The 21531-nt window shown below is 69.4% G+C and carries 16 protein-coding genes and 1 tRNA gene; 11 read left to right on the forward strand and 6 right to left on the reverse strand.

Annotated elements, in window-relative coordinates; all coding sequences use genetic code 11:
• Positions 1-59: 59 nt before the first annotated feature.
• Genes ACFY2Z_RS24455 through ACFY2Z_RS24465 form a run of 3 tightly spaced genes read right to left on the reverse strand, consistent with a single transcriptional unit; the run spans position 60 to position 5133 of the window.
• Entirely contained in the window at positions 60-2204 is a 2145-nt protein-coding gene (locus ACFY2Z_RS24455; protein WP_390746233.1) for an acetate--CoA ligase family protein, read from the reverse strand.
• A gap of 4 nt (positions 2205-2208) precedes the next feature.
• The gene (frc, locus tag ACFY2Z_RS24460; RefSeq protein ID WP_390746234.1) at positions 2209-3438 is read right to left on the reverse strand and encodes a formyl-CoA transferase; all 1230 of its coding nucleotides are present in this window, start codon (positions 3436-3438) and stop codon (positions 2209-2211) included.
• 12 nt (positions 3439-3450) lie between these two features.
• Positions 3451-5133 carry a thiamine pyrophosphate-binding protein gene (locus ACFY2Z_RS24465; RefSeq protein ID WP_390746235.1) on the reverse strand — a complete coding sequence of 561 codons (1683 nt, stop codon included), beginning with the start codon at positions 5131-5133 and terminating at the stop codon, positions 3451-3453.
• A 144-nt stretch (positions 5134-5277) separates the two neighbouring features.
• On the opposite strand from ACFY2Z_RS24465, the gene sucC reads away from it, so the two are divergent.
• From sucC to ACFY2Z_RS24485, 4 genes are all read left to right on the forward strand, one after another.
• Entirely contained in the window at positions 5278-6408 is a 1131-nt protein-coding gene (sucC, locus tag ACFY2Z_RS24470; RefSeq protein WP_390746236.1) for an ADP-forming succinate--CoA ligase subunit beta, read from the forward strand.
• 11 nt (positions 6409-6419) lie between these two features.
• A complete protein-coding gene (sucD, locus tag ACFY2Z_RS24475) occupies positions 6420-7352 on the forward strand; it encodes a succinate--CoA ligase subunit alpha (RefSeq protein WP_390746237.1) in 933 nt (310 codons plus the stop codon).
• A gap of 191 nt (positions 7353-7543) precedes the next feature.
• A complete protein-coding gene (locus ACFY2Z_RS24480) occupies positions 7544-9085 on the forward strand; it encodes an aldehyde dehydrogenase family protein (RefSeq protein ID WP_390746238.1) in 1542 nt (513 codons plus the stop codon).
• Between the two features lie 221 nt (positions 9086-9306).
• Positions 9307-9391 (forward strand) — tRNA-Leu (locus ACFY2Z_RS24485).
• Here ACFY2Z_RS24485 and ACFY2Z_RS24490 read toward each other — a convergent pair.
• Both ACFY2Z_RS24490 and ACFY2Z_RS24495 read right to left on the reverse strand, forming a co-directional pair.
• Positions 9356-11065, reverse strand: coding sequence for a recombinase family protein (locus ACFY2Z_RS24490; protein WP_390746239.1), 1710 nt, complete (start codon positions 11063-11065; stop codon positions 9356-9358). The genes ACFY2Z_RS24485 and ACFY2Z_RS24490 overlap by 36 nt on opposite strands.
• A gap of 1452 nt (positions 11066-12517) precedes the next feature.
• Positions 12518-12700, reverse strand: coding sequence for a hypothetical protein (locus ACFY2Z_RS24495; protein ID WP_390746240.1), 183 nt, complete (start codon positions 12698-12700; stop codon positions 12518-12520).
• 86 nt (positions 12701-12786) lie between these two features.
• On the opposite strand from ACFY2Z_RS24495, the gene ACFY2Z_RS24500 reads away from it, so the two are divergent.
• Positions 12787-12927, forward strand: a complete 141-nt coding sequence (locus ACFY2Z_RS24500) for a hypothetical protein (protein ID WP_390746241.1) — start codon at positions 12787-12789, stop codon at positions 12925-12927.
• A gap of 84 nt (positions 12928-13011) precedes the next feature.
• Positions 13012-14130 (forward strand): IS630 family transposase, encoded by a 1119-nt coding sequence (locus ACFY2Z_RS24505; protein WP_390746242.1) that lies wholly within the window; start codon positions 13012-13014, stop codon positions 14128-14130.
• 21 nt (positions 14131-14151) lie between these two features.
• Here the strand turns inward: ACFY2Z_RS24505 and ACFY2Z_RS24510 are convergent, their stop codons facing one another.
• On the reverse strand, positions 14152-14835 hold the full coding sequence (locus ACFY2Z_RS24510) for an alpha/beta fold hydrolase (RefSeq protein WP_390746243.1): 684 nt from the start codon (positions 14833-14835) through the stop codon (positions 14152-14154).
• Between ACFY2Z_RS24510 and ACFY2Z_RS24515 the strand changes: the two genes are divergently transcribed.
• The 5 genes from ACFY2Z_RS24515 to ACFY2Z_RS24535 all read left to right on the forward strand — a co-directional run bounded on the left by ACFY2Z_RS24515 (position 14834) and on the right by ACFY2Z_RS24535 (position 21464).
• On the forward strand, positions 14834-16450 hold the full coding sequence (locus ACFY2Z_RS24515; protein WP_390746244.1) for a terminase large subunit domain-containing protein: 1617 nt from the start codon (positions 14834-14836) through the stop codon (positions 16448-16450). The two genes, ACFY2Z_RS24510 and ACFY2Z_RS24515, sit on opposite strands and share 2 nt — an antisense overlap.
• Before the next feature lie 418 nt (positions 16451-16868).
• Positions 16869-18032: a TIGR02391 family protein gene (locus ACFY2Z_RS24520; RefSeq protein WP_390746245.1), complete on the forward strand. Its 1164-nt coding sequence runs from the start codon at positions 16869-16871 to the stop codon at positions 18030-18032.
• Positions 18033-18092: 60 nt separating this feature from the next.
• Positions 18093-20141, forward strand: a complete 2049-nt coding sequence (locus ACFY2Z_RS24525) for a hypothetical protein (RefSeq protein WP_390746246.1) — start codon at positions 18093-18095, stop codon at positions 20139-20141.
• Entirely contained in the window at positions 20131-20427 is a 297-nt protein-coding gene (locus ACFY2Z_RS24530; protein ID WP_390746247.1) for a hypothetical protein, read from the forward strand. Before ACFY2Z_RS24525 ends, ACFY2Z_RS24530 begins: the two co-directional genes overlap by 11 nt.
• A 287-nt stretch (positions 20428-20714) precedes the next feature.
• Positions 20715-21464, forward strand: a complete 750-nt coding sequence (locus ACFY2Z_RS24535; RefSeq protein WP_390746248.1) for a hypothetical protein — start codon at positions 20715-20717, stop codon at positions 21462-21464.
• Positions 21465-21531 lie beyond the last annotated feature (67 nt).

Below are 21531 nucleotides of genomic sequence, written 5' to 3' on the forward strand. Positions count from 1 at the left end.
GCGTGCGGGTCCGGGGGGCCGTCGGCGCGCACCGTCGGCGGCCCCCGTGCTCACTCACCTCATGAACCGCCCCCCAGCAACCCGGCCGCCCGCGCCCAGCGGTACTTCGCGCCGAGCACGGCCACCGGCCTCTCGGTCGTGTACGGGTACGCCACGACACCCCGTTCGTACAGGTACTGGCAGGCCTCCTCGACCTCGACGTCCCCGGCCAGCGACGCCACCACCGGCTTCTCGATGCCGCGCTCCCGGAACTCGGCCACCACGCGCGCGGTGAGTTCGGCGAACACCATGGGCGGGGTGACGATGGTGTGCCAGTAGCCGAGGACCAGTGCGTGGATGCGCGGGTCCGTCAGGCCCAGCCGGATCGTCGCCTCGTACGTCGACGGCGGCTCCCCGCCCGTGATGTCCACCGGGTTGCCCGCGGCCCCGAAGGGCGGGATGAACTCCCGGAAGGCGGCGTCCAGATCCGGGGGGATCTCCATCAGGGTCAGTCCGTTGTCGGAGACCGCGTCCGACAGCAGGACACCGCTGCCGCCGGCCCCGGTGATGATGACGACGTTGTCCCCCTTGGGGGTGGGCAGCACCGGCAACGCGCGCGCGTACTCCAGCATGTCGTGCAGACCGGGAGCCCGGATGACGCCGGCCTGCCGCAGGATGTCGTCGTACACGGCGTCGTCGCCCGCGAGCGCCCCGGTGTGCGACCCCGCGGCCCGGGCGCCCGCCGCGGTCCGCCCCGCCTTCAGGACCACCACCGGCTTCCTGGGGACGGTCTCCCGGGCGGCCCGCACGAACGCACGCCCGTCCTTGAGGTCCTCCAGGTGCATCGCGATGCACTCGGTGTGCGGGTCCTCGCCGAACCAGGTCAGCAGGTCGTCCTCGTCCAGGTCCGACTTGTTGCCGAGGCCGACGATCGCCGACACACCCGTCTTCGTGGTGCGGGCGAAGCCGAGGATGGCCATCCCGATGCCCCCGGACTGCGAGGTCAGCGCGACCCCGCCCTTGACGTCGTAGGGCGTGCAGAACGTGGCGCACAGGTCCTGCCACGTCGAGTAGTAGCCGTAGATGTTGGGGCCCAGCAGCCGGATGCCGTACCGCTCGGCGATCTCCACGATCTCCGCCTGGAGTCGGTGCTCCCCGGTCTCCGCGAACCCGGAGGGAATCAGGACCGCGTTGGGGATCCTCTTGCGTCCCACCTCCTCCAGCGCCCCGGCCACACGGGCGGCGGGGATGGCGAAGACGGCCACATCCACCTCACCGGGAACGTCCGTGACACTCTTGTACGCCTTGCGGCCCAGAATGTCATCGGCCCTGGGGTTCACCGGGTGGATCTCCCCGGAGAAGCCGCCGTCGACGAGGTTGCGCATCACCGAGTTGCCGATCTTTCCCGGCTCGTCGGAGGCGCCGATCACGGCGACGGAGGACGGCTGCATCAACCGGCGCATGGAGGTGAGGATCTCCTCGCGCGTGTAGCGTCGGCGTTCCTTCTCGGGCGCCTCGGAGAGGATCACCCGGATGTCCGCCGCGACCGCGCCGTCCGGAGTGGCGATCACCGGATTGAGGTCGACCTCGGCGATCTCGGGGAAGTCGGAGACGAGTTGGGAGACCCGGCGGATCTGCTCGGCGATCGCCCACCGGTCCACGCCCGCCTGCCCGCGCACCCCGCGCAGGATCTCGGCCGAGCGGAGCGAGTCCAGCATGGACAGCGCCTCGTCGGCGTCCACGGGCGCGAGCCGGAAGGTGACGTCCTTCAGCACCTCGACGAGCACCCCGCCCAGACCGAAGGCCACGATCTTGCCGAAGGTGGGGTCGGTCACCGCGCCCACGATGACCTCCTGGCCCTGCGGGAGCAGTTCCTGGATCTGGACCCCTTCGATCCGCGCCCCGGGGTCGTACGCGCGGGCGTTGCGCACGATCGTGTGGAAGGCGGTCCTCACCTCCGCCGCGCCGGCCACACCGACGACGACTCCGCCGGCCTCGGTCTTGTGCAGGATGTCGGGGGAGACGATCTTCATCACGACGGGCCCGCCGAACCGCGCCGCGTGCGCCACCGCCTCGTCCACGTCCCGCGCCAGCTCCTCGCCCGGTACGGCGATGCCGTACGCGTCGGCGATCACCTTGCCCTCCGGCGCGGTCAGCGCGGCACGTCCCTCGGCCCGCACCGAGTCGAGCAGGGCACGCACCCTGAGCGTCCGGTCCTCCGCCATCACGTCAGATCACCCCGTTCGACTTGAGCAGGCGCAACTCCTCGTCGCTGAGGCCGAGTTCGCCCACGTAGACCTCTTCGTTGTGCTCGCCGAGCAGCGGTGAACCGGTCACCTCGACGGGGGAGTCGGACAGCTTGAGCGGGCTGCCCACCGTGACGAACTCGCCGCGCTCCGGGTGCGGTACGCGCACCACCATCTCGTTCGCGGCCAGGGACTCGTCCTCGATGATCTCCTTGGTCGACAGGATCGGCCCGCACGGGATGTCATGGGCGTTCAGCCGCTCCAGGACCTCCCACTTGGGCAGGCTCGACGACCATTCCTCGATCAGCTGGAACATCTTGCCGAGCTTCGGCAGCCGGACCTGAGGGGTGGCCCACTCGGGGTCGTCGGCCAGCTCCGGCCGGCCGATCAGCTCGCTGAGCGGCTTCCAGCCGACGGGCTGCACGATGACGTACACATAGTCGTTGGGCCCGCCCGGGGCGCACTTGACCGCCCAGCCGGGCTGGCCGCCGCCGGACGCGTTTCCCGAGCGGGGAACCTCCTCGCCGAAGTCCTCGTTGGGATATTCAGCGAGCGGCCCGTGTGCCAGGCGTTGCTGATCGCGCAGCTTCACCCGGCACAGGTTGAGTACAGCGTGCTGCATGGCCACGTTGACCCGCTGCCCACGCCCGGACTTCTCCCGCTGGTACAGCGCCGCGAGAATCCCCGCCACGGCGTGCACACCCGTCCCCGAGTCCCCGATCTGGGCCCCCGTCGCGAGCGGCGGCCCGTCCTCGAAACCGGTGGTCGACATCGACCCGCCCATGGCCTGCGCGACGACCTCGTACGCCTTGAATCCGGTGTACGGCCCCTCGCCGAACCCCTTGATGGAGGTATAGACGATCCGTGGATTGATCTCCCTGATGCGGTCCCAGGTGAAGCCCATCCGGTCGACCGCGCCCGGGCCGAAGTTCTCGACCATGACGTCGGAGCGCCGGATCAGCTCGGTGAGGATCTCCTTGCCGCGCTCGGTCTTGGTGTTGAGGGTGATGCTCCGCTTGTTGCAGTTGAGCATCGTGAAGTAGAGGGAGTCGACGTCCGGGAGGTCGCGCAGCTGCCTGCGCGTGATGTCACCGGTCGGCGCCTCCAGCTTGACGACGTCCGCGCCGAGCCAGGCGAGGAGCTGGGTCGCGGAGGGTCCGGACTGGACATGGGTCATGTCCAGGACGCGGATACCGTCGAGAGCCTTGGTCATGACAAGCGCTCCTCACTTGTACATGGTCTGGTTCATGGTTCCGGGGGCGTACGCGTCCGGGTCGACCCAGACGTTGATCAGCGAGGGCTTCCCGGACTCACGGGCCCTGCGCAGCGCGGGGCCGATGCCGGCCGGGTCGCGGACCTCCTCGCCGTGACCGCCCAGCATCCGGGCGAACTCGTCGTAGCGGACGTCGCCGAGCGTGTTGCCGACCCGCTCGCGCTCCCGCCCGTACTTCTGGGCCTGGCCGTAACGGATCTGGTTCATCGAGGAGTTGTTGCCGACGATGCCGACGAAGGGGAGGTTGTAGCGGACGAGGGTCTCGAAGTCCCAGCCGGTGAGGGAGAACGCACCGTCGCCGAACAGGGCCACGACCTCCTTGTCGGGGCGTGCCTGCTTGGCCGCGAGCACGAAGGGGATGCCGACACCGAGCGTGCCCAGCGGACCCGGGTCCATCCAGTGGCCGGGTGACTTGGGCTGGACGACCTGACCGGAGAAGGTGACGATGTCGCCGCCGTCGCCGATGTAGATCGAGTCCTCGGTGAGGAAGTCGTTGATCTCGCTGACGAGTCGGTAAGGATGGATGGGGGAGGCGTCCGACCGCAGCTGCGGCAGCCGTTTCTCGAGCGCGCTCTGCTCGGCGGCCCGCAGCTCGTCGAGCCACTCCTTGCGCCGGGACGCCCCGCCGTTGACGCGTCCCGAGGCGGCCTCGGTCACCGACCTCAGGACGAGTCCCGCGTCGCCGACGATGCCGAGGTCGATGTCGCGGTTCTTGCCGACGGTCCGGTAGTCGAGGTCGATCTGCACGACGGTCGCGTCGGGGGAGAGCCGTTTGCCGTAGCCCATGCGGAAGTCGAAGGGCGTGCCGACGATGACGATTGCGTCGGCGTGCGAGAAGGCGTAGCGGCGCGAGAGCTGGAAGTGGTGCGGGTCGCCGGGCGGCAGCGTGCCACGGCCGGCCCCGTTCATGTACGCCGGGATGTTCAGGGTGCGTACGAGGTCGACGGCGGACTCCGTGCCCCGGGTCGTCCACACCTGGCTGCCCAGCAGGATCGCCGGCTTCTCGGCGTGCACGAGCAGATCCGCGAGCCTCTCGACGGCTGCGGGATCACCGGCCGAGCGGGTGGAGGCACGGTAGTGGCCGGCTCGGGGCACACGGGTCTTCTCCCGTGGCACCTTGGCGTCCAGGACGTCGCGTGGGATCTCCAGGAAGGAGGGCCCGGGCGCGCCGTGGTAGCACTCGCGGAACGCCATGGACACCATGTCCGCCGCGCGTGCCGTGTCGGGCACGGTCGCCGCGAACTTGGTGATGGGCGTCATCATGTCGACGTGCGGCAGATCCTGCAGGGACCCCATCTTGTGCTGGCTGAGGGCCCCCTGACCACCGATCAGCAGCATCGGTGACTCCGCGCGGAACGCGTTGGCGACCCCGGTCACGGCGTCGGTCGTGCCGGGACCCGCCGTGACGACCGCGCAGCCGGGCCTGCCGGTGATGCGTGCGTAGCCGTCGGCGGCGTGGGCGGCGACCTGCTCGTGACGTACGTCGACGACCTCGATGCCTTCGTCCACACAGCCGTCGTAGATGTCGATGATGTGGCCGCCGCACAGGGTGTAGATGCGGTCGACGCCCTCGGCCTTCAGCGCCTTGGCAACGAGATGACCACCGGATATCAGGTCCTGGGAGTCGTCGGGCATGGCGAAGTCCTGTCCCTTCGTAGGGGGTGGGAACAAACTCGCGGTAGATTGCATACAGTCGACGAATACTGTATGAAGCTTGTTATCCCGCATCCGGTGGGTGGTGTCCAGGGGGCGTGCGGCACTTTCCAGACAGGAGCCGAGATGGACCTGTACGAACACCAGGCGAGGGAACTCTTTGCGAAGCACGGCATCGTCGTCCCGAGAGCCGAGGTCACGGACTCCGCCAAGGAGGCCCGGGAGATCGCCCGCAGGCTCGGCGGGCGGGTCGTGGTCAAGGCGCAGGTCAGGACGGGCGGCCGGGGCAAGGCGGGCGGCGTGAAGCTCGCCGCCGATCCGGCCGCAGCCGAACTGACGGCCCGCCATATCCTCGGGATGGACATCAACGGACACACCGTGGGCACGGTGATGCTGGCCGAACCGGTCGACGTGGAGCAGGAGTTGTACGTCTCCTATGTGCTCGACCGCGCGGCCGGCCGCTTCCTCGCGATCGCCTCCGCGCAGGGCGGCATGGACATCGAGGAGGTCGCCGCCCGCCGGCCCGAGGCGGTGGCGCGCGTACCCGTCGACCCGGCGCAGGGCGTCACCTCCTCGAAGGCCGCCGAGATCGCCGAGGCCGCGGGACTGCCGGCCCGGAGCGTCGATGTGCTCGTACGGCTCTGGGACGTGCTCGTCCGCGAGGACGCCGTACTCGTGGAGGTCAATCCCCTGGTACGGACGGCACAGGGCGCCGTCGTCGCCCTCGACGGCAAGGTCACCCTGGACGACAACGCCCGTTTCAGGCACAGCCGTTGGGGCGACGAGGACACCTCGCACGACGACCCGCTGGAGGCGGCGGCCGCCGCCAAGGGCCTGCACTACGTCAGACTGGACGGCGAGGTCGGTGTCATCGGCAACGGCGCGGGACTGGTGATGTCGACCCTCGACGTGGTCGCGCGCAGCGGTGGCCGCCCCGCCAACTTCCTCGACATCGGCGGTGGTGCCTCCGCCCGGATCATGGCCGACGGCCTCTCCGTCGTCCTGTCCGACCCGGCCGTCAGATCCGTTCTCGTCAATGTCTTCGGCGGGATCACCGCCTGCGACGCGGTCGCCGACGGCATCGTGCGGGCCCTGGACGAGGTCCCCCTGACCAGGCCGCTCGTGGTCCGACTGGACGGCAACAACGCCGCCCGCGGCCGGGCGATCCTCGCCGAGTACGCCCACCCGCTGGTCCGGCAGGCCGCCACCATGGACGGCGCCGCACGCCGGGCCGCCGAACTCGCCACCGCCGGCTGAAGGAGCCCGACATGGCCGTCTATCTCACCAAGGAGAGCAAGGTCCTCGTCCAGGGCATGACCGGGGGCGAGGGCATGAAACACACCCGCCGTATGCTCGCGGCCGGCACGAACGTCGTCGGCGGCGTCAACCCGCGCAAGGCGGGCCGCACGGTCGACTTCGAGATCCCCGGGCGCGTGAGCGACCTGGCAGGTGCCCCGGGCGCGACCCCGGTCTTCGGCTCGGTCCGCGAGGGCAGGGAAGCGACCGGCGCCGATGTGAGCGTCGTCCTCGTGCCTCCCGCCTTCGCGAAAGCCGCGGTCATGGAGGCCGCCGACGCGGGCATCGGCCTCGCGGTGGTCATCACGGAGGGCATCCCCGTCCATGACTCCGTGGCCTTCACCTCGTACGCCCGGGGCAAGGGCACCCGGATCATCGGCCCCAACTGCCCCGGTCTGATCAGCCCCGGCCAGTCCAACGCCGGCATCATCCCCGCGGACATCGCGGGGCCCGGCCGCATCGGCCTCGTGTCGAAATCCGGCACGCTCACCTACCAGCTCATGCACGAACTGCGGGACATCGGCTTCTCGACCTGCGTCGGCATCGGCGGAGACCCCGTCGTCGGCACCACCCACATCGACTGCCTGGCCGCCTTCGAGGCCGACCCCGACACGGAACTGATCGTGATGATCGGCGAGATCGGCGGCGACGCCGAGGAGCGGGCCGCCGCCTACATCCGCGACCACGTCACCAAGCCGGTCGTCGGCTATGTCGCGGGCTTCACCGCGCCCGAGGGCAGAACGATGGGCCACGCGGGTGCCATCGTCTCCGGTTCCTCGGGCACCGCACAGGCGAAGAAGGAAGCACTGGAAGGGGTAGGGGTGAAGGTGGGCGACACCCCCACCGAGACGGCGCGCCTGGTGCTCACCCTGCTGGAAGCCGAGCGTGACGTCACTCATAGTTGATGCGAGGTCACTTACAGGCGTCGCGGCGCCTCGCTAGCGTCGTACTCGCCGACCCGTACGGACATGGTCATACAGCCTTGTCCGCACGGACTCGTACAAGGGACAGACAGACATCCTCATCGTGTACGTGTGACACGAGACGAGCCATGCACGACCCGCCCCCGACTGTGCACCGAGAGCGGAGCAATCGAATGGCACCCACCCTCACCCTCAAATCCGGTACCTCCTGGTCCGACGCCTGGCAGCGCTGCCTCGCCGTCGCCCCCGAGGCCTTCCGGGACGACCGTGTCCTGAACCTCTGGGACTCCTCCTGGCAGGCGGACGGCCGGGCCCTGCCCGCCACCAGCCCGGTCGACGGCAGCCCCATCGCGGGCCCGCCGCGCCTGGACCGCGACAGCGCCCGCCGAGCCGTGCGCGCCGCCCTGGACCAGCACCGCGCCTGGCGCCGGCTGCCCCTGCCCGAACGCCGCGCCCGGGTCGCCGCGACCCTGGACGCCCTCACGGAACACCGCGAACTGCTGGCCCTGCTCCTCGTCTGGGAGATCGGCAAACCCTGGCGGCTCGCACAGGCCGACGTGGACCGCGCCATCGACGGCGTGCGCTGGTACGTCGACGGAATCGAACCGATGATCGGTGACCGGCCCCCGCTGGACGGCCCGGTGTCGAACATCGCGAGCTGGAACTACCCGATGAGCGTGCTGGTCCACGCCCTGCTGGTCCAGGCCCTGGCGGGCAACGCGGTCATCGCCAAGACCCCGACCGACGGCGGCGTCGCCTGCCTCACCCTGGCCTGTGCGCTCGCCGCGCGCGAGGGCATCCCCGTCACCCTCGTCAGCGGCAGCGGAGGCGAACTCTCGGAGGCGCTCGTACGGGCCCCCGAGATCGGCTGTGTCTCCTTCGTCGGCGGCCGGGACACCGGCGCCGCGGTCGCCACCGCGGTCGCCGACCTGGGCAAACGGCACATCCTCGAACAGGAGGGCCTGAACACCTGGGGCATCTGGGACTTTTCGGACTGGGAGTCGCTCACCGCGGTCGTCCCCAAGCTCTTCGACTACGGCAAACAGCGCTGCACGGCCTACCCGCGCTTCGTCGTCCAGCGGTCCCTGTTCGACGAGTTCCTGGCCGCGTACCTCCCGGCGGTCCGCCGGGTCCGGATCGGGCACCCCCTCGCGGTGGAGAAGCGCGACGACCCCTGTCCGGAGCTGGACTTCGGTCCGCTGATCAACGCCGCCAAGGCGAAGGAGCTGGCGGACCAGGTGGCCGAGGCGATCGACCGCGGCGCGATCCCCCTCCATCGGGGCCGGGCGGCGGACGCGCGCTTCCTGCCGGGCCAGGACATCTCCGCCTACGTCCACCCCGTGACCCTTCTCAACCCGCCCCCGTCCTCCCCGCTGCACCACGCGGAACCGTTCGGCCCGGTCGACACGATCGTCCTGGTCGACACGGAGGCGGAGCTGCTGGCGGCGATGAACGCGTCGAACGGAGCCCTGGTCGCGACGCTGTCGACGGACGACCGCGAGACCTACGACCGCCTGGCCCCGCAGATCCGCGCCTTCAAGGTGGGCCACGGCAAACCCCGCTCCCGGGGCGACCGCGACGAACTGTTCGGCGGTTTCGGCGCGTCCTGGCGCGGTGCCTTCGTGGGCGGCGATCTGCTCGTGCGCGCGGTGACCCAGGGACCGGCGGGGGAGCGGCTGCCGGGGAACTTCCCGGAGTACCAGCTGATGCCATGAGGCCCGGCCGGGTGCCGCACCTTCCACGCCGGCGCCCGGCTCCCCTTCGGCCTCCCGCTGACCTGGGCTTGTATGATTACGCAATCGCTCGATCACGTTGGGTGAGAATGCGCCGGGCCCCGCCCGTGACCCGGAATACGCAGGTGAAGGGCGCTCCGAAACCTTGGTATTGTTGTCCCTGTCGCCGCGGGGAGGACCCCCGGCCAGGCGGCAGACACCTAGTCCGGGTGGCGGAATGGCAGACGCGCTAGCTTGAGGTGCTAGTGCCCTTTATCGGGCGTGGGGGTTCAAGTCCCCCCTCGGACACAACCACTGACGATACGGTGACGAGGGCCTCGACCTAACGGTCGCGGTCCTCGTTGCGTGTTCGTAGCTGATTGTGATGCCTAGGGCTTCGTAGAGTGGGCCCTTCTTGTCGGCGCTGGCCGTTTGGATGCGCTGTGCAATGTCTCCAAGGCTCTCAGTGATCTGCCGGATCTGTTGTGCGTTGAGTGGGGGTTCGTTCTTTCGGGTGACGGTGGGGAGCGCGTCGAGCTTCTGTCGCGCTGCTTCCTTGTCTCGCTGTGCGTCGTTGATCCACTGGGTGACGACGGCTGGGTCGGCTCCGGCTTCGAGGGCTGCTTGGTAGCGGGTGAGACGTCGCTCGCAGTCCTTGATCGCCTGGCGGGCTTGCGCCTGCTCGGGTGTATGGGTCTCCGCCGTGCTTGCTGCCGCGCTTGCGAGGGTGAGCGCTTCGATGGTGGCGGTGAGCCGGTCGGGGGCGAAGGCCCGGGCGATCCACGGGTCCAGGACGTGGCAGACGATGTCTTCGCGTAGGTTAATGGTGCGCGGGTGGGTGAGGTCGGGGTAGAGGGCGGCTTCCTGGTCTTTGAATTCGCAGCGGTAGTAGACGTGGTTGCGGATGGTGGCGGGCTGCATCTTGCGCCCGCAGAGGCTGCACCTGACCCGTCCTCGCAGGGCGTAGGGGCGTGCGCCTTGCTTGCTGGCACGCTCTTGCCGTCCCTGGTTGCGGGCGCGCTGCCTGCGGAGGGTTTGGACGGTGTCGAACCGGCTGGGGCTGATGATCGCTTCGTGGGCGGGTTCGTTGGAGCGGATCCACTCCTCGGTGGGGTTGTGGGTCATGCGGGTGGTGTGGCCGAGGGTGACGTCGTCGACGTCGAGGAGGCGTTCTTCCTTGCGTTGCTTGTTCCAGATCTCGTAGCCGGTGTAGCGGGGATTGATGAGGATGGCGCGCACGGCGCCTTGCTGCCATGCGGTCTTTGTGCGGTGTGGATTGCGGGCGGCGTCGTGGGCGGAGGGGCAGGGGATGCCTTCGCGGGTGAGCTGGGCGGCGATGGCCTTGTCGCTCATGCCGTCGAGGTACATGGTGAAGATCCGCTGCACGATCGGTGCGGCGTCGGGGTCGGGTTCGAGTTTGTGGATGAGCTGTCCGGCGGCGGCCTTCGAGGGGTTGGGGTGGGGTCCAGCGTCGGCGATCCGGTAGCCGTAGGGTGGTCGCCCGCCGAGGTAGCGGCCCTGGAGCTGGGCCTGGGAGCTCATGGCGGTGCGCACTCGGATCTTGATGCGGTTGCGTTCTCCCTTGCTCATGCCGCCGAAGACGGACATGACCAGGTCGTGGGCCTCGTTGTCCGGGTCGATGGGTCCGCCGACCTCCGGTACCCAGAGCGGGATGCGGAAGTGGACGAAGACGGGGAAGGTGTTGCCGAACTGGTTGCCGTAGAAGGTGCGCTGCGGCTCCCCGATGACGACCGCGTCGAAGCCGCGGTTGGGGTTGCGGAGGGCTTGGAGGAGTTCGTTGGCGCGGGGGCGGCGTTGCCAGGGCAGGGAGCGGCTGTGGCCAATGTCGAAGTACTCGGTGACGATCTGGCCCCCTGCGGGTTCGATCAGGGCTTGGGCGCGAGTGAGCTGCCAGTTTCGGGAGGCTTCGGGATCTTGAAGGTCCTCGGTGGAGCAGCGTCCGGCGAAGGCGAAGCGGATCACGTGTGGTGAGACCCCCGTGCGTAGGGCGTGGAGCGTGTTGCGGGTGATTGTGGCGATCTGTCATACCTCGAAGGGCCGAGAAGGGCCAGCGGGCGCCCGTCCCTACCGGCTGTCTGCGGCCTCGGTGCATGGCCGGCTGGCATGGGCAGCCAGGATGTGAAGGAGGTGCAGAACGGCGACAGCGACGCGCTCGGTCATCTCGGGTGGCTCCTGGGGGGAGGTCCACTTGGAACTTCGGAGGGTTATCCGTACTCGCGCGCCGTTCGGATGCGAGCTGGGGGCATGCGCCGTTGCGCGCGGGGTTCGGCGAACTCGTTGTTTCTGACACATCTCTTGTAGAGATGCCGGACGGCTGATTTGCCGTCCTGCGTCGGGGGGTAGCGCAGACACAACACGTGTGTGGAGTCATCCACTTGCGTACACCACGGCAGGGCCACCCAGGGGGCGTGGCGCGCTCTTCAGCCGTGGAAGTGATCCGGGCCGCCGTCGGCGTGCGCGGGCACTCGCAACGTTGAGGGCCTGGGCCTCCTGCTGCCGCCAACGGGTGATCTCAGTGGTTACTGCAGGAGCGTACTAGGGTCGGCGCTTTCCGGCTCCGGGATGTCGCTGGTGTCGCTCACACGTTCGATGGTACGCCCGAGGGCCGACCGGGGTCTCTGTGACGGCGTGGTGCGGCAGCGCGAGCGGACCAAGACCCGCTCGAACATCGACCGCATCAACGCCGGCCGGTCCAACGCGACGCTGCGGGCCGTCTGCGGAAACCCTCTCAGGCAAGCAGCTGGTGTCCATCTCGTACGAGGTGCACGAGGACGACCCGAAGGCCGACAGCGTGCGCGACATCAAGCTGAACCGGGACTCGGTGATGCTGCTGCGGGCCTGGCGTGAAAAGCAGGCCGCCGAGCGCGAGGAGTGGACGGCGGCCGGCGTGCCCGTGCCCGCCGACGCCGCGAACCGGGTCTTCATCTGCGGCAGGTTGGCGCGGGGGAGATCGCGACAACGAACATGGCGAAGACCCACAGCGGGCGCAGCGGCTGAAGTGTCACAGGTGGCGGCAGATGTTGGCAGCGTCGTCATCGACGACCAGGGCCGCATAGCCCTCAACGCCGAGTACGCGGTCGTCGCCGCCGCGAACCACTTCAGTGGGCGAAGGCCATGGCCGCCGCAGGCGGGGAGATCCGCACACCGCAGCTCGCGCATTGGGCATCGGTCACCCCGCGCCCTGCCCTTGACGTGGCTTTCAGCCACCGAGCCTGCCCAACGCGCTGCAGCTTCTTCCGCTCGGCCAGGTACTCGTCGCGGGCCGCGGTCCACACCGCCCGCCGGCGGGCCCGTCCTTCTTCTCTTCCGGGTTGCCGGTCGGCGCCTCGCGCCACGCGGTGGACGCCGTTCGAGGACTACGTCGGCGAACACGTTCTCGGCGAGCTGGCCCGCCCTGGCGCCCATGGCGCCGGTCTACAACCAGCACATCGTGCAGCCCAAGCGGCTGCGCCCGGTCAGCTGGGCTTTCAACGTCTCCAACGCGCCGGGGACCGCCGGAGGATGCTCTATGTCGCGCTCGTACTCGTGGGCGGTGGTCCGCTTCAGCTCGGTCTTCTTCTTGAGCCGGTCGGCGGTCTGCGGCAGCGTCCACACCATGACGGAAGCGGACCGGCGAGAAGCCGAGCCCGCGCGACCTGCCCGCCATCGACCGCGCGCTTCGCATCATGGAGCGCCGCGCCCGCATGAACGGCCTCGACCGGCCCAACAAGACCGAGATCGTCACCCCGGCCGCCGAGGGCAGCGAGCTGACCGCCATCGCCCTCGACGAGCTGGAAGCCCTCATCGGCATATCGGAGGAGGCCGCCCGTGGCTCCGACGACTAGTGCTGTGACCGGGAAGGTTCGCCGGGTTGGTGGCTGGGGCGGTTGGATGGGCGGTCACGTTCGTTTCGATCGCTGGGGGTGCGAGTGGCCGAGCCTGTCCGTGTACGCCGACTGACCGACCAGGAAGGACAGAAGCTGCAGCAGATCGTGCGCCGGGGGAGTACCAGCTCGGTGCGCTACCGGCGCGCGATGATGCTGCTGGCCTCGGCCGGCGGGAACCGGGTGCCGGTGATCGCGCAGCTGGTCCAGGCCGACGAGGACACGGTGCGGGAGGTGATCCACCGGTTCAACGAGATCGGCCTGGCCTGCTTGGACCCTCAGTGGGCGGGAGGCCGTCCCCGCCTGCTGAGCGATGAGGACGAGGACTTCGTCATCCAGACGGCCACCACCCGCCCGGCCAAGCTCGGCCAGCCCTTCACCCGCTGGTCGATCCGCAAACTCGCCGCCTACCTGCGCCGCGTGCACGGACGCGTCATCCGGATCGGCCGTGAAGCCTTACGGTGTCTGCTCCTGCGCCGCGGCATTACTTTCCAGCGCACCAAGACATGGAAGGAGTCACCCGACCCCGACCGCGACGCCAAGCTCGACCGGATCGGGGAGGTGCTGGACCGCTCCCCGGACCGGGTTTTCGCCTTCGACGAGTTCGGGCCGCTGGGGATCCGGCCCACCGCAGGCTCGTGCTGGGCCAGGAAGGGCAAGCCCAACCGCCTGCCGGCGACCTACCGCCGCACCCACGGCGTCACCTACTTCCATGGCTGCCACTCCGTCGGCGACGACACCCTCTGGGGCGTCGACCGTCACTGCAAAGGCACTGCCAACAGCCTGGCCGCGCTGAAGTCGATCTGCGCCGCCCGCCCGGATGGCGCCCCGATCTACATCATCCTGGACAACCTCTCCGCCCACACCGGGCAGGACATCCGCCGCTGGGCGAAGAAGAACAAGGTCGAGCTGTGCTTCACCCCGACCTACGCCTCCTGGGCCAACCCGATCGAGGCCTGCTTCGGCCCGCTGCGGCAGTTCACCCTCGCCAACTCCCACCACCGCAGCCACCCCGCGCAGACCCGGGCACTGCACCGCTACCTGCGCTGGCGCAACGCTCACGCCCGTCACCCCGACGTACTCGCCGCCCAACGCAAGGAACGCGCCCGCATCCGCAGCGAGAAGGGTGTCCGCTGGGGTGGGAGATCACTCAAAGCCGCGTGATGCAGCCTGTCCATGACGCCCTCAATGCGTCTGTTGCCGTTCGGGGGCAAAGAACCCCCGGACGATGGCATTGAATGCATGCGGCGCCGTCATGGGCAAGAGATGCCCGGCGTGCGGAACCACGAACAGACGGGCTCCCGGGATAGCCGCCGCGGTCCGTCGAGCATCCGGCAGGCTGGCGCGATCCCGCTTCCCACACAGCACGAGCGTGGGCGCGGCAATCTGCGGAAGCACATCGGCGAGGTCGCTCGTTATCAGAGCGTCCAGTATGTCGATCCACCCGGCCCGATCGGGAAGGTCGGAGATCGCGCGGACCAGCCAGCCGGGGCGATGCCGTTCGACCCGAAGCCGCTGTGCCGACGTCCTGCCTGGTGCGATCTCAGGCCCACCGGACAGAACCAACCGGGCAACCAGGTCCGGGGTCTCAGCTGCAACCCGTGCCGCCACGATCGCCCCAAGAGAGTGGCCGCACAGGTGAACCGGCCGTAACTGCCGGGCGACCTCGGTGACGGATTCGACTGCCGCCGCCAGGCTGAACGGGCCCGGCCTACCGCCAAACCCCGGCAGATCAAGGGCAACGACGTGAAAGCAGTCGGACAACGTTCCCATCTGACGTCGCCACATCCGCGCGCCTTGGCCAGCACCGTGCACCAAGACCAGCGCCGGACGATCAATCTGGCCGGCCTCCAAAACTTGCCTTCTCATGATCACAAGATGGCAGCCTCACGGGTGCCAGACCAGCCCCGGCCCCAACCCCGCGAACCTATCCGGTCAGAGCACTGGCAGCGAGCGCGAGGCCAAGCTGCTGGCCGCCTACCGCTCCAAGCCGCCGCCGCAGCGCCGCGCCACGGCCGCCAAGGCATCACCCGAGCTGCGCGTCCAGCTCGCCCGCATCGAACGCACCATCGCCATGGACGCCTCGCCCGGCGCGCTCGCCGCGGTTCTCACCGAGCGCCGCGAGATGCAGGCCCGGCACCTGCACCTGATCGACCAGGCGTGGATCGACATGGCCGAGGGCCGCGCCGACCCCGTGATGATCACGATGCCGCCCCGGCACGGCAAGTCCCGCCGGGCCTCCCGCTGGGCGCCCCTGTGGTACCTGCGCCAGCACCCCGACCGCCGCATCATGATCGCCTCCTACTCCGGAGACCTCGCCGAGGAGCACTCCCGGTGGATCCGCGACGCCATCGAGACATGGGGCGACGAACTCGGCATCCACCTCAACCCTTCCAGCCGGGCCGCGATGCGCTTCGACATAGCCGGGCACCAGGGCGGCCTCGTCGCAGCCGGTATCGGCGGCAGCCTCACCGGCAAGGGCGCCACCATCGCCCTCGTCGACGACCCCGTGCAGGACATGGCCTCCGCCGACTCCCCGAGCATGCGCCGCAAGACCTGGGAATGGTGGCAGTCCGTCCTGCAGACCCGCCTCGAACCCGACGGCGCGATCTGCGTCATCCAGACCCGCTGGAACGAAGACGACCTCGCCGGACGCATCCTCGCCGACGCCCAAGCCAACGAATGGAAGATCATCGACCTGCCTGCGCTCGCCGACAGCGACACCGACCCGCTCGGCCGCAAGCTCGGCGAGCCGCTGTGGCCCGAACGCTTCAACGCCGAGCACCACGCCACCACCCGCCGCCGCGTCGGCGAGCGCGTCTGGGCCGCCCTCTACCAGCAAAAGCCGCGTCCGCCCGAGGGCGGCGTTTGGCAGCGGGCCTGGATCAACAACCACCGGCTCACCACCATCCAGTTCGGCGGCCTCAACATGGCCCGCGTCATCGTCGCCGTCGACCCCGCCGGCGGAGAGTCCGCCATCGGCGACGAAACCGGCATCATCGGCGCCGCCCGCGGCTTCGACGGCCACCTGTACGTGATCGAGGACCGCTCCGGAAGCATGGGCGCGAACGACTGGGGCCGCACCGCCTGCCTCCTCGCCCTCGCCCTGAAGGCCGACGCGATCGTGGTCGAGTCGAACTACGGCGGCGACATGGCCAGGCAGGTCCTCTCCCAGGCGTGGGAGCAGCTGCGCCGCGAAAGCTCCACCAACGGTGCCCTCATGCCCCGCGTCCTCGAAGTCACCGCCAAGGTTGGCAAGCGTCTGCGGGCCGAACCCATCGCGCAGCTGTACGAGCAGGGCCTGGTCCACCACGTCGGCGCCCACGTCGCCCTGGAGGACCAGATGGTCACCTGGGTCGTCGGCATGGACAGCCCCGACCGCATGGACGCCGCGGTCCACGGACTGACCGAACTCGCCGACCCCGACCAGCTCGCCGCCGTGGCCGGACACATCCACGACGACCGCCTTGACGGACGCCGATAACCCCCCGGAAACGGCCCCATATAGTCCAACGGCTCAGCCGGGCGCCGAATCCGGCCCCGGCTGATAGCCTTCCGGGCCGTGTCGATCAGGGGGAAAGTGGCGGCCGCAGCCGTCACCGCTGGCGTGATCCTGCTGTTGTCCGGCTGCAGCTCGAAGCCCGCAGCGCCCACTGGGCAGGAGCGCACGAACTCCTCGCAGAAGGCAGGGCGTGAGGCCCGGGACAACATCCAGGCCATCGGCAAGACGCCCGACGAGGATTCGTGCAGGGCCGCGAGGGACAACCTGCTGGACTCCGACAAGCACGGCCTGCTGTACGGGTCATGGATGGCCGGCTGCGTGTACGCCCCCACCCCCGTCAACCGGTTGCGCGGTTGTAATCTGCGGGCACTGTTCAGGCTCGGATGCTGGGGGGCAGCACGTGAACGGTCGGACCAATGTGCCGGAGGGGATGCCGCGCCCAACGGGACAAGAGGGCTACGTCCTTCTTGAGGCCATATGGGAACACTTCACCGAGCACCACTACTGGCCGACATTCGACGACATCGATCGGAAGCTGTACGCACAGAAGCTGCAGTTCGAGGACGTCGTACAGCAGCTGTGCCCCGCACTCCTGCTCGGACTTGCCCCCGACCTCTCACAGTTGCCGCATGGATCGCAGATTCTGATCCTGACCCTCGCTGGCGCAGCAAACTGCAGCTACACCGGACCGGTCATCGACGAATTCATCAGCCTGGTGAGGAAAGCGGCCGGCATGGAACCTGCCTGGCTGCCCTCGGACCGCGGTGAGCTGCCGTGGATGCAGCCCGGAGACATGGCACGCAACCTACCGGCGCGCTCGAAGGCCGCGAAGATCCTCAGGCAGAACACGTTCGAAGCCGCCGCGCTCGGGCAACATGAAATCTGCTTCCGAGGAGGAAGCATCGAGCCGGACACGCTGGACTGGTCCCTCAACTTCGACCGTGGCATTCGCCCGTTCGCTGACGTGCAGACGCTAGAGGATTACTGGCGCATCGGCGAGCGGGTGCTGGGACCTGAGCGGTCCGAGGCCGACAATCGGCCCTTCTCGATTCAGCCCGCGCCGCACAACCTGGCGGCTTGGCCGCCAGGAACGCCAGCAATCCCGGCCCCCGCCGAGGAGTCACCGAAGACGCTGACGGTCGAGTGCGTCCTGCACCCCCTGATCGCGAAGGTCGCTGCCGAGCGGTACGCCCAAGGCTCGTACAACGACGCAGTGATGAGTGCATACAGGGCAGTGGAGTACCGCGTACAGACGTTGCTCGGCAGCCGTGCGGTCGGCGAGAGGCTGATGAGCGATGCCCTGGCGGGCGATTCACCGAAGATCAAGGTGACCCGGTCTACAAGCCCAGGCTCGCTGGACAGCGAGCGGAAGGGCATGCACTTCCTGTTCATGGGCGCGGTGGGCGCGCTGCGCAACCCTCGGGCTCATGGTCCGGACGAGGCGGACGACCGCGACGAGGCCGACGAGATGTTGGCGTTCGCCAGCTTCCTCATGCGGCGCCTCGACATCGAGGAGGCGGAACGAGAGAAGGCCGCCGATGCTGAGGCCGAGTCGGCGCAGTGATCACGCGCTGCCTCTAAGCTGGCTTCGGGCGCGGGGCCCTGCATGCCTGGAGGGGCAGCCGTGAGGCACCTGCGTGAACTGCTGATCGACGCCTGGTCGTGGCTCAACTACAAGCAGGCTATGGCCCACCCCAACCGGCCAGGCCACCACGCGTTCCCCGAGCTGAACACCTCCTGGGTACCCGCCGAGGATCTGCGCCGCCTGGCCGCGTACAAGTTCCTCGCCGCGTACGACTCCAACCAGGCCGGGCAGCTCGCCTCGATCACCGGCGACGACCACCACGGCGTGGAGCGGCGCGAGCTGGGCGACCCGTCCAAGCTGATCGACACCACGTTGAGCTACCTGCTGGGCCCGGAGCAGACCATCGTGGTGCCCGGCGCCGAACACGCCGACCAGGAAAAGGCGACCCCCGAGAATGCGGCGGCGGCCGAACTGCAGGAGAAGCTCCGGGACTGGGCCGACAAGGAGCTGCTGCCGCTGCGCATCCAGCAGGCGGAACGGTGCGCGGTACGCTGCGGTGACGGCGTCTACACCCTGGCGTGGGAGCCGTCGAAGAAGCGGGCGCTGCTGCGCACCTACGACCCCGGGTTCTACTTCCCCGAGTGGGACGAGGGCGAGCAGGACTCCGCCGAGTACCCCTCGCGTGTGCACTTCGCGTGGGAGCTGCCCGCCGACCCGGTACGCGGCCTGAAAGCCCGCGTGCGCCGCATCACCTACGAACTCGGCCCGATCGGTGTGGCGACCCAGCCCGGCCGCACCGACGACGGACGCGCCATCCGCGAGGTGGTCGTCGGCGCCGAGGGCGACCCGGTGCTCACCGTCGGCGACACCTTCGACCCGGTCACCGGCACGGTCACCCGCACCTACCCGTGGGCGCCGGGCAAGCCCTCGTCGACCACCTGCTACCTGACCGACGCCGAATGGCTGCTGGAGGACCTGGGCCGCGCCCACGACGTGTACTCGCTGCCCGCCGACAAGGCCGCCTACCGGGTGCGCTCCGACGGCCAGGTCCTCGACCGGCTCGACCTCATGGTGGACTTCATTCCGGTCGTGCACGTCCCGAACACGATCCCCGACGTCGGCGAGCACTGGGGCAAGTCCACACTGGCGACCGTGCTGCAGCTGCTGGACGAGCTGGCCGCCACCGACACCGACAGCGCCTCCGCCTCGTCGACCACCGGCACACCCATCGTGGCCCTCGCCGGGGCGCGGCTGCCCATCGACCGAACCACTGGCCAGCCGCTGCCCGCACGGGTGGAGGCCGGCAGCGTGTGGCAGCTGAACGACAACGGCCGCATGGACACCCTCGACACCTCCGCGCAGCTCGCCGAACTACGTCAGCGCATCGACCACCTACTCGACCGGCTCGCCGCCAACACGCGGCTGACCGCGGCCGGGCTCGGCAGCCTCGACCCGGCCAAGCTGCCGAACGGGTACTCGCTGCAGATTGCCCTCGGCCCGCTCGACTCCCTCGTCGGCGGGATGCGCCTGGCCCGCGACCACAAGTACCAGCTGCTGCTGTGCATGGTGCAGCGCCTGCACCAGGCCGGCCAGGAGTGGCCCGCCGGCGAGTCGCTGTCCGCACGCCTGGTGTGGGGCGCGCACACCCCCACCGACCGCACCACCGTCCTCAACGACGTCGTGCAGGGGTACGAGGGTGTTCTCCCTGGAGACCGCGGTCCGCATGCTGCAGGAAGCCGGATACCCCGTCGAGGACATCGCCGAGGAGATCGAACGCATCCAGAAGCGGGCCTTCGACCAGGCCGCCCGCCTCGCCGACACAACCGGCGACAACGGCGCGGTGCGCGAGTACCTGGGACTGCCCCCAGCGGACCCGACGCCGCGCGTGCCGCTCGTCGACCCGGGCCAGGGCCAGGTGCCGCAGTCCGGCCCGCCCACCAGCCCGCCCGAAGCCAAGCCGCTGCCGCCGACACCGCTGCAGCCGCCCGGCCAGACGGCATCATCGGCGAGGCCGGTCCCGGCCCACTGACGGCTCGTGCAGAAACAGCTCGGCAGCCGCGAACACCGCACCGGAGCTCCATCTGGACGCCTAGGTCAATCCTCAAACCCGGGGTCATGGTCGGGCAATCTATGACTTATGGCCTTTAACTGGACCAATCTGCGGGGCGGCGCCACCACCCTGATTGCTGTGCCTCTTACCTCGTGGATGACCAAGAGGACCATCGCTCAGACCGAGGAGCGTGAGGCCTTTGGCGCCTTGCTTATGAATGCATACGAGCTGGTGCGCGCGGCCAACACGTACCGCGCGAAGGCCGAAAGCGTATACGAGCTGTATTCGGGTCGATTCGCCTCATGGATGGACTGGGTCTCGACCGCAGCGGCGTGGTTGCAAGCCAAGGAGAAGTACCGTGATTACCCAGGATGGCGGCGGTGAGCAGTGGCCGTAGGTGCAGAGTCTTCCCGATTCATCACCGCTGATCTGGCCGAGTGGAGGCGCGCGCGCGCCGAGAGGGATGCTCTCCGTGCACAAGTCGAAAACGCCGCACTTCCGCTGCTTTCTCACGCCAACCCGGACGTGGTGGACGCGGCACAACGCCTACTGGTCGCAACTACGGTCGAAGAAGGGTGGCGTGGGATCACCAGAGCGAATGTTGAGAGATTCGAGCTGGAGCGTGAGTCATTGCTCCGTGTCGTCCGCGCGGCACGACCACGCAGAGGGGTGTGGCTAGACTGATCGACGGCGCGGGGGCGCTGCTGCTGGAGAACTGGATCCCCATGGACAGGTTGCTGCCCGACCCCCGTACGCCGGTCGGCTACCGGCGTGACGGCCGCCCCATCTTCCCCATCCTGGGCGCCGACCCCACCGACCCGTCCAACCAGCAGCTGCCGCCCGCCCCGGGCACGGACCCGGCCGCAACGCTGGCGCAGCTGCCCGACCAAGAGGCGCTGAACCGGCTACTGGCCCGCGAGAAGCAGCAAGGCGAACGCGCCGCGATCCGCAAGCTCGTCGAGCAGCTGGGCTTCACCAAGACCGACGACCTGACGACGTTCGTGCAGCAGCAGCGTGAGGCGCAGGCCGCGCAGCTCTCCGAGATCGAGCGCCGCGAGCAGGCCGCAGCCGAGGCGACCGCCGCCGCACAAGCGCGTGAAGCGCAGGCCATCGCCCGCGAGCGTGCCGCCGTACGCCGTGCCGCTCTGGTGGCGCTCGGTGCTAGGGGTGAGGACCTGAGGGACGCCGAACGGCTCCTGGTCGTCGAGGACGACGCCGACGAGCAGGCCGTCACCGAGGCCGCTGAGGCCCTGAAGGCGCGCAGGCCCGAGCTGTTCGCGCAGGCCGCCGCCGCAGTACCCCCGGCTGCGCCCGGCGGCTCCCCCGCGGGCGGGCCTCCGCCGCGCGGCTCGAACGTGCCCAAGCCCGGCTCGCACGGCGCCGACATGGCCCGCCAGCGCGGCTTCCTGACGGGCGCCTGAACCTCCCACCGGCGGGTTAAGGCCGGAATCGTGGGGACCACGCCCCCTCTCGTGGACGACGCCACCG

It is taken from the genome of Streptomyces sp. NPDC001222, from assembly GCF_042896945.1.
Lineage (GTDB): Bacteria > Actinomycetota > Actinomycetes > Streptomycetales > Streptomycetaceae > Streptomyces > Streptomyces gibsoniae.

What these genes read in the sequence shown, in the direction of transcription:
- ACFY2Z_RS24480 (WP_390746238.1), top strand. Translation starts at nt 7,544, where the DNA reads ATGGCACCCACCCTCACCCTCAAATCCGGTACCTCCTGGTCCGACGCC.
- sucD (WP_390746237.1), top strand. Translation starts at nt 6,420, where the DNA reads ATGGCCGTCTATCTCACCAAGGAGAGCAAGGTCCTCGTCCAGGGCATG.
- ACFY2Z_RS24495 (WP_390746240.1), bottom strand. Translation starts at nt 12,700, where the DNA reads ATGGTGTGGACGCTGCCGCAGACCGCCGACCGGCTCAAGAAGAAGACC.
- ACFY2Z_RS24530 (WP_390746247.1), top strand. Translation starts at nt 20,131, where the DNA reads ATGGCCTTTAACTGGACCAATCTGCGGGGCGGCGCCACCACCCTGATT.
- ACFY2Z_RS24510 (WP_390746243.1), bottom strand. Translation starts at nt 14,835, where the DNA reads ATGAGAAGGCAAGTTTTGGAGGCCGGCCAGATTGATCGTCCGGCGCTG.
- sucC (WP_390746236.1), top strand. Translation starts at nt 5,278, where the DNA reads ATGGACCTGTACGAACACCAGGCGAGGGAACTCTTTGCGAAGCACGGC.
- ACFY2Z_RS24515 (WP_390746244.1), top strand. Translation starts at nt 14,834, where the DNA reads ATGATCACAAGATGGCAGCCTCACGGGTGCCAGACCAGCCCCGGCCCC.
- frc (WP_390746234.1), bottom strand. Translation starts at nt 3,438, where the DNA reads ATGACCAAGGCTCTCGACGGTATCCGCGTCCTGGACATGACCCATGTC.
- ACFY2Z_RS24465 (WP_390746235.1), bottom strand. Translation starts at nt 5,133, where the DNA reads ATGCCCGACGACTCCCAGGACCTGATATCCGGTGGTCATCTCGTTGCC.
- ACFY2Z_RS24455 (WP_390746233.1), bottom strand. Translation starts at nt 2,204, where the DNA reads ATGGCGGAGGACCGGACGCTCAGGGTGCGTGCCCTGCTCGACTCGGTG.
- ACFY2Z_RS24500 (WP_390746241.1), top strand. Translation starts at nt 12,787, where the DNA reads ATGAACGGCCTCGACCGGCCCAACAAGACCGAGATCGTCACCCCGGCC.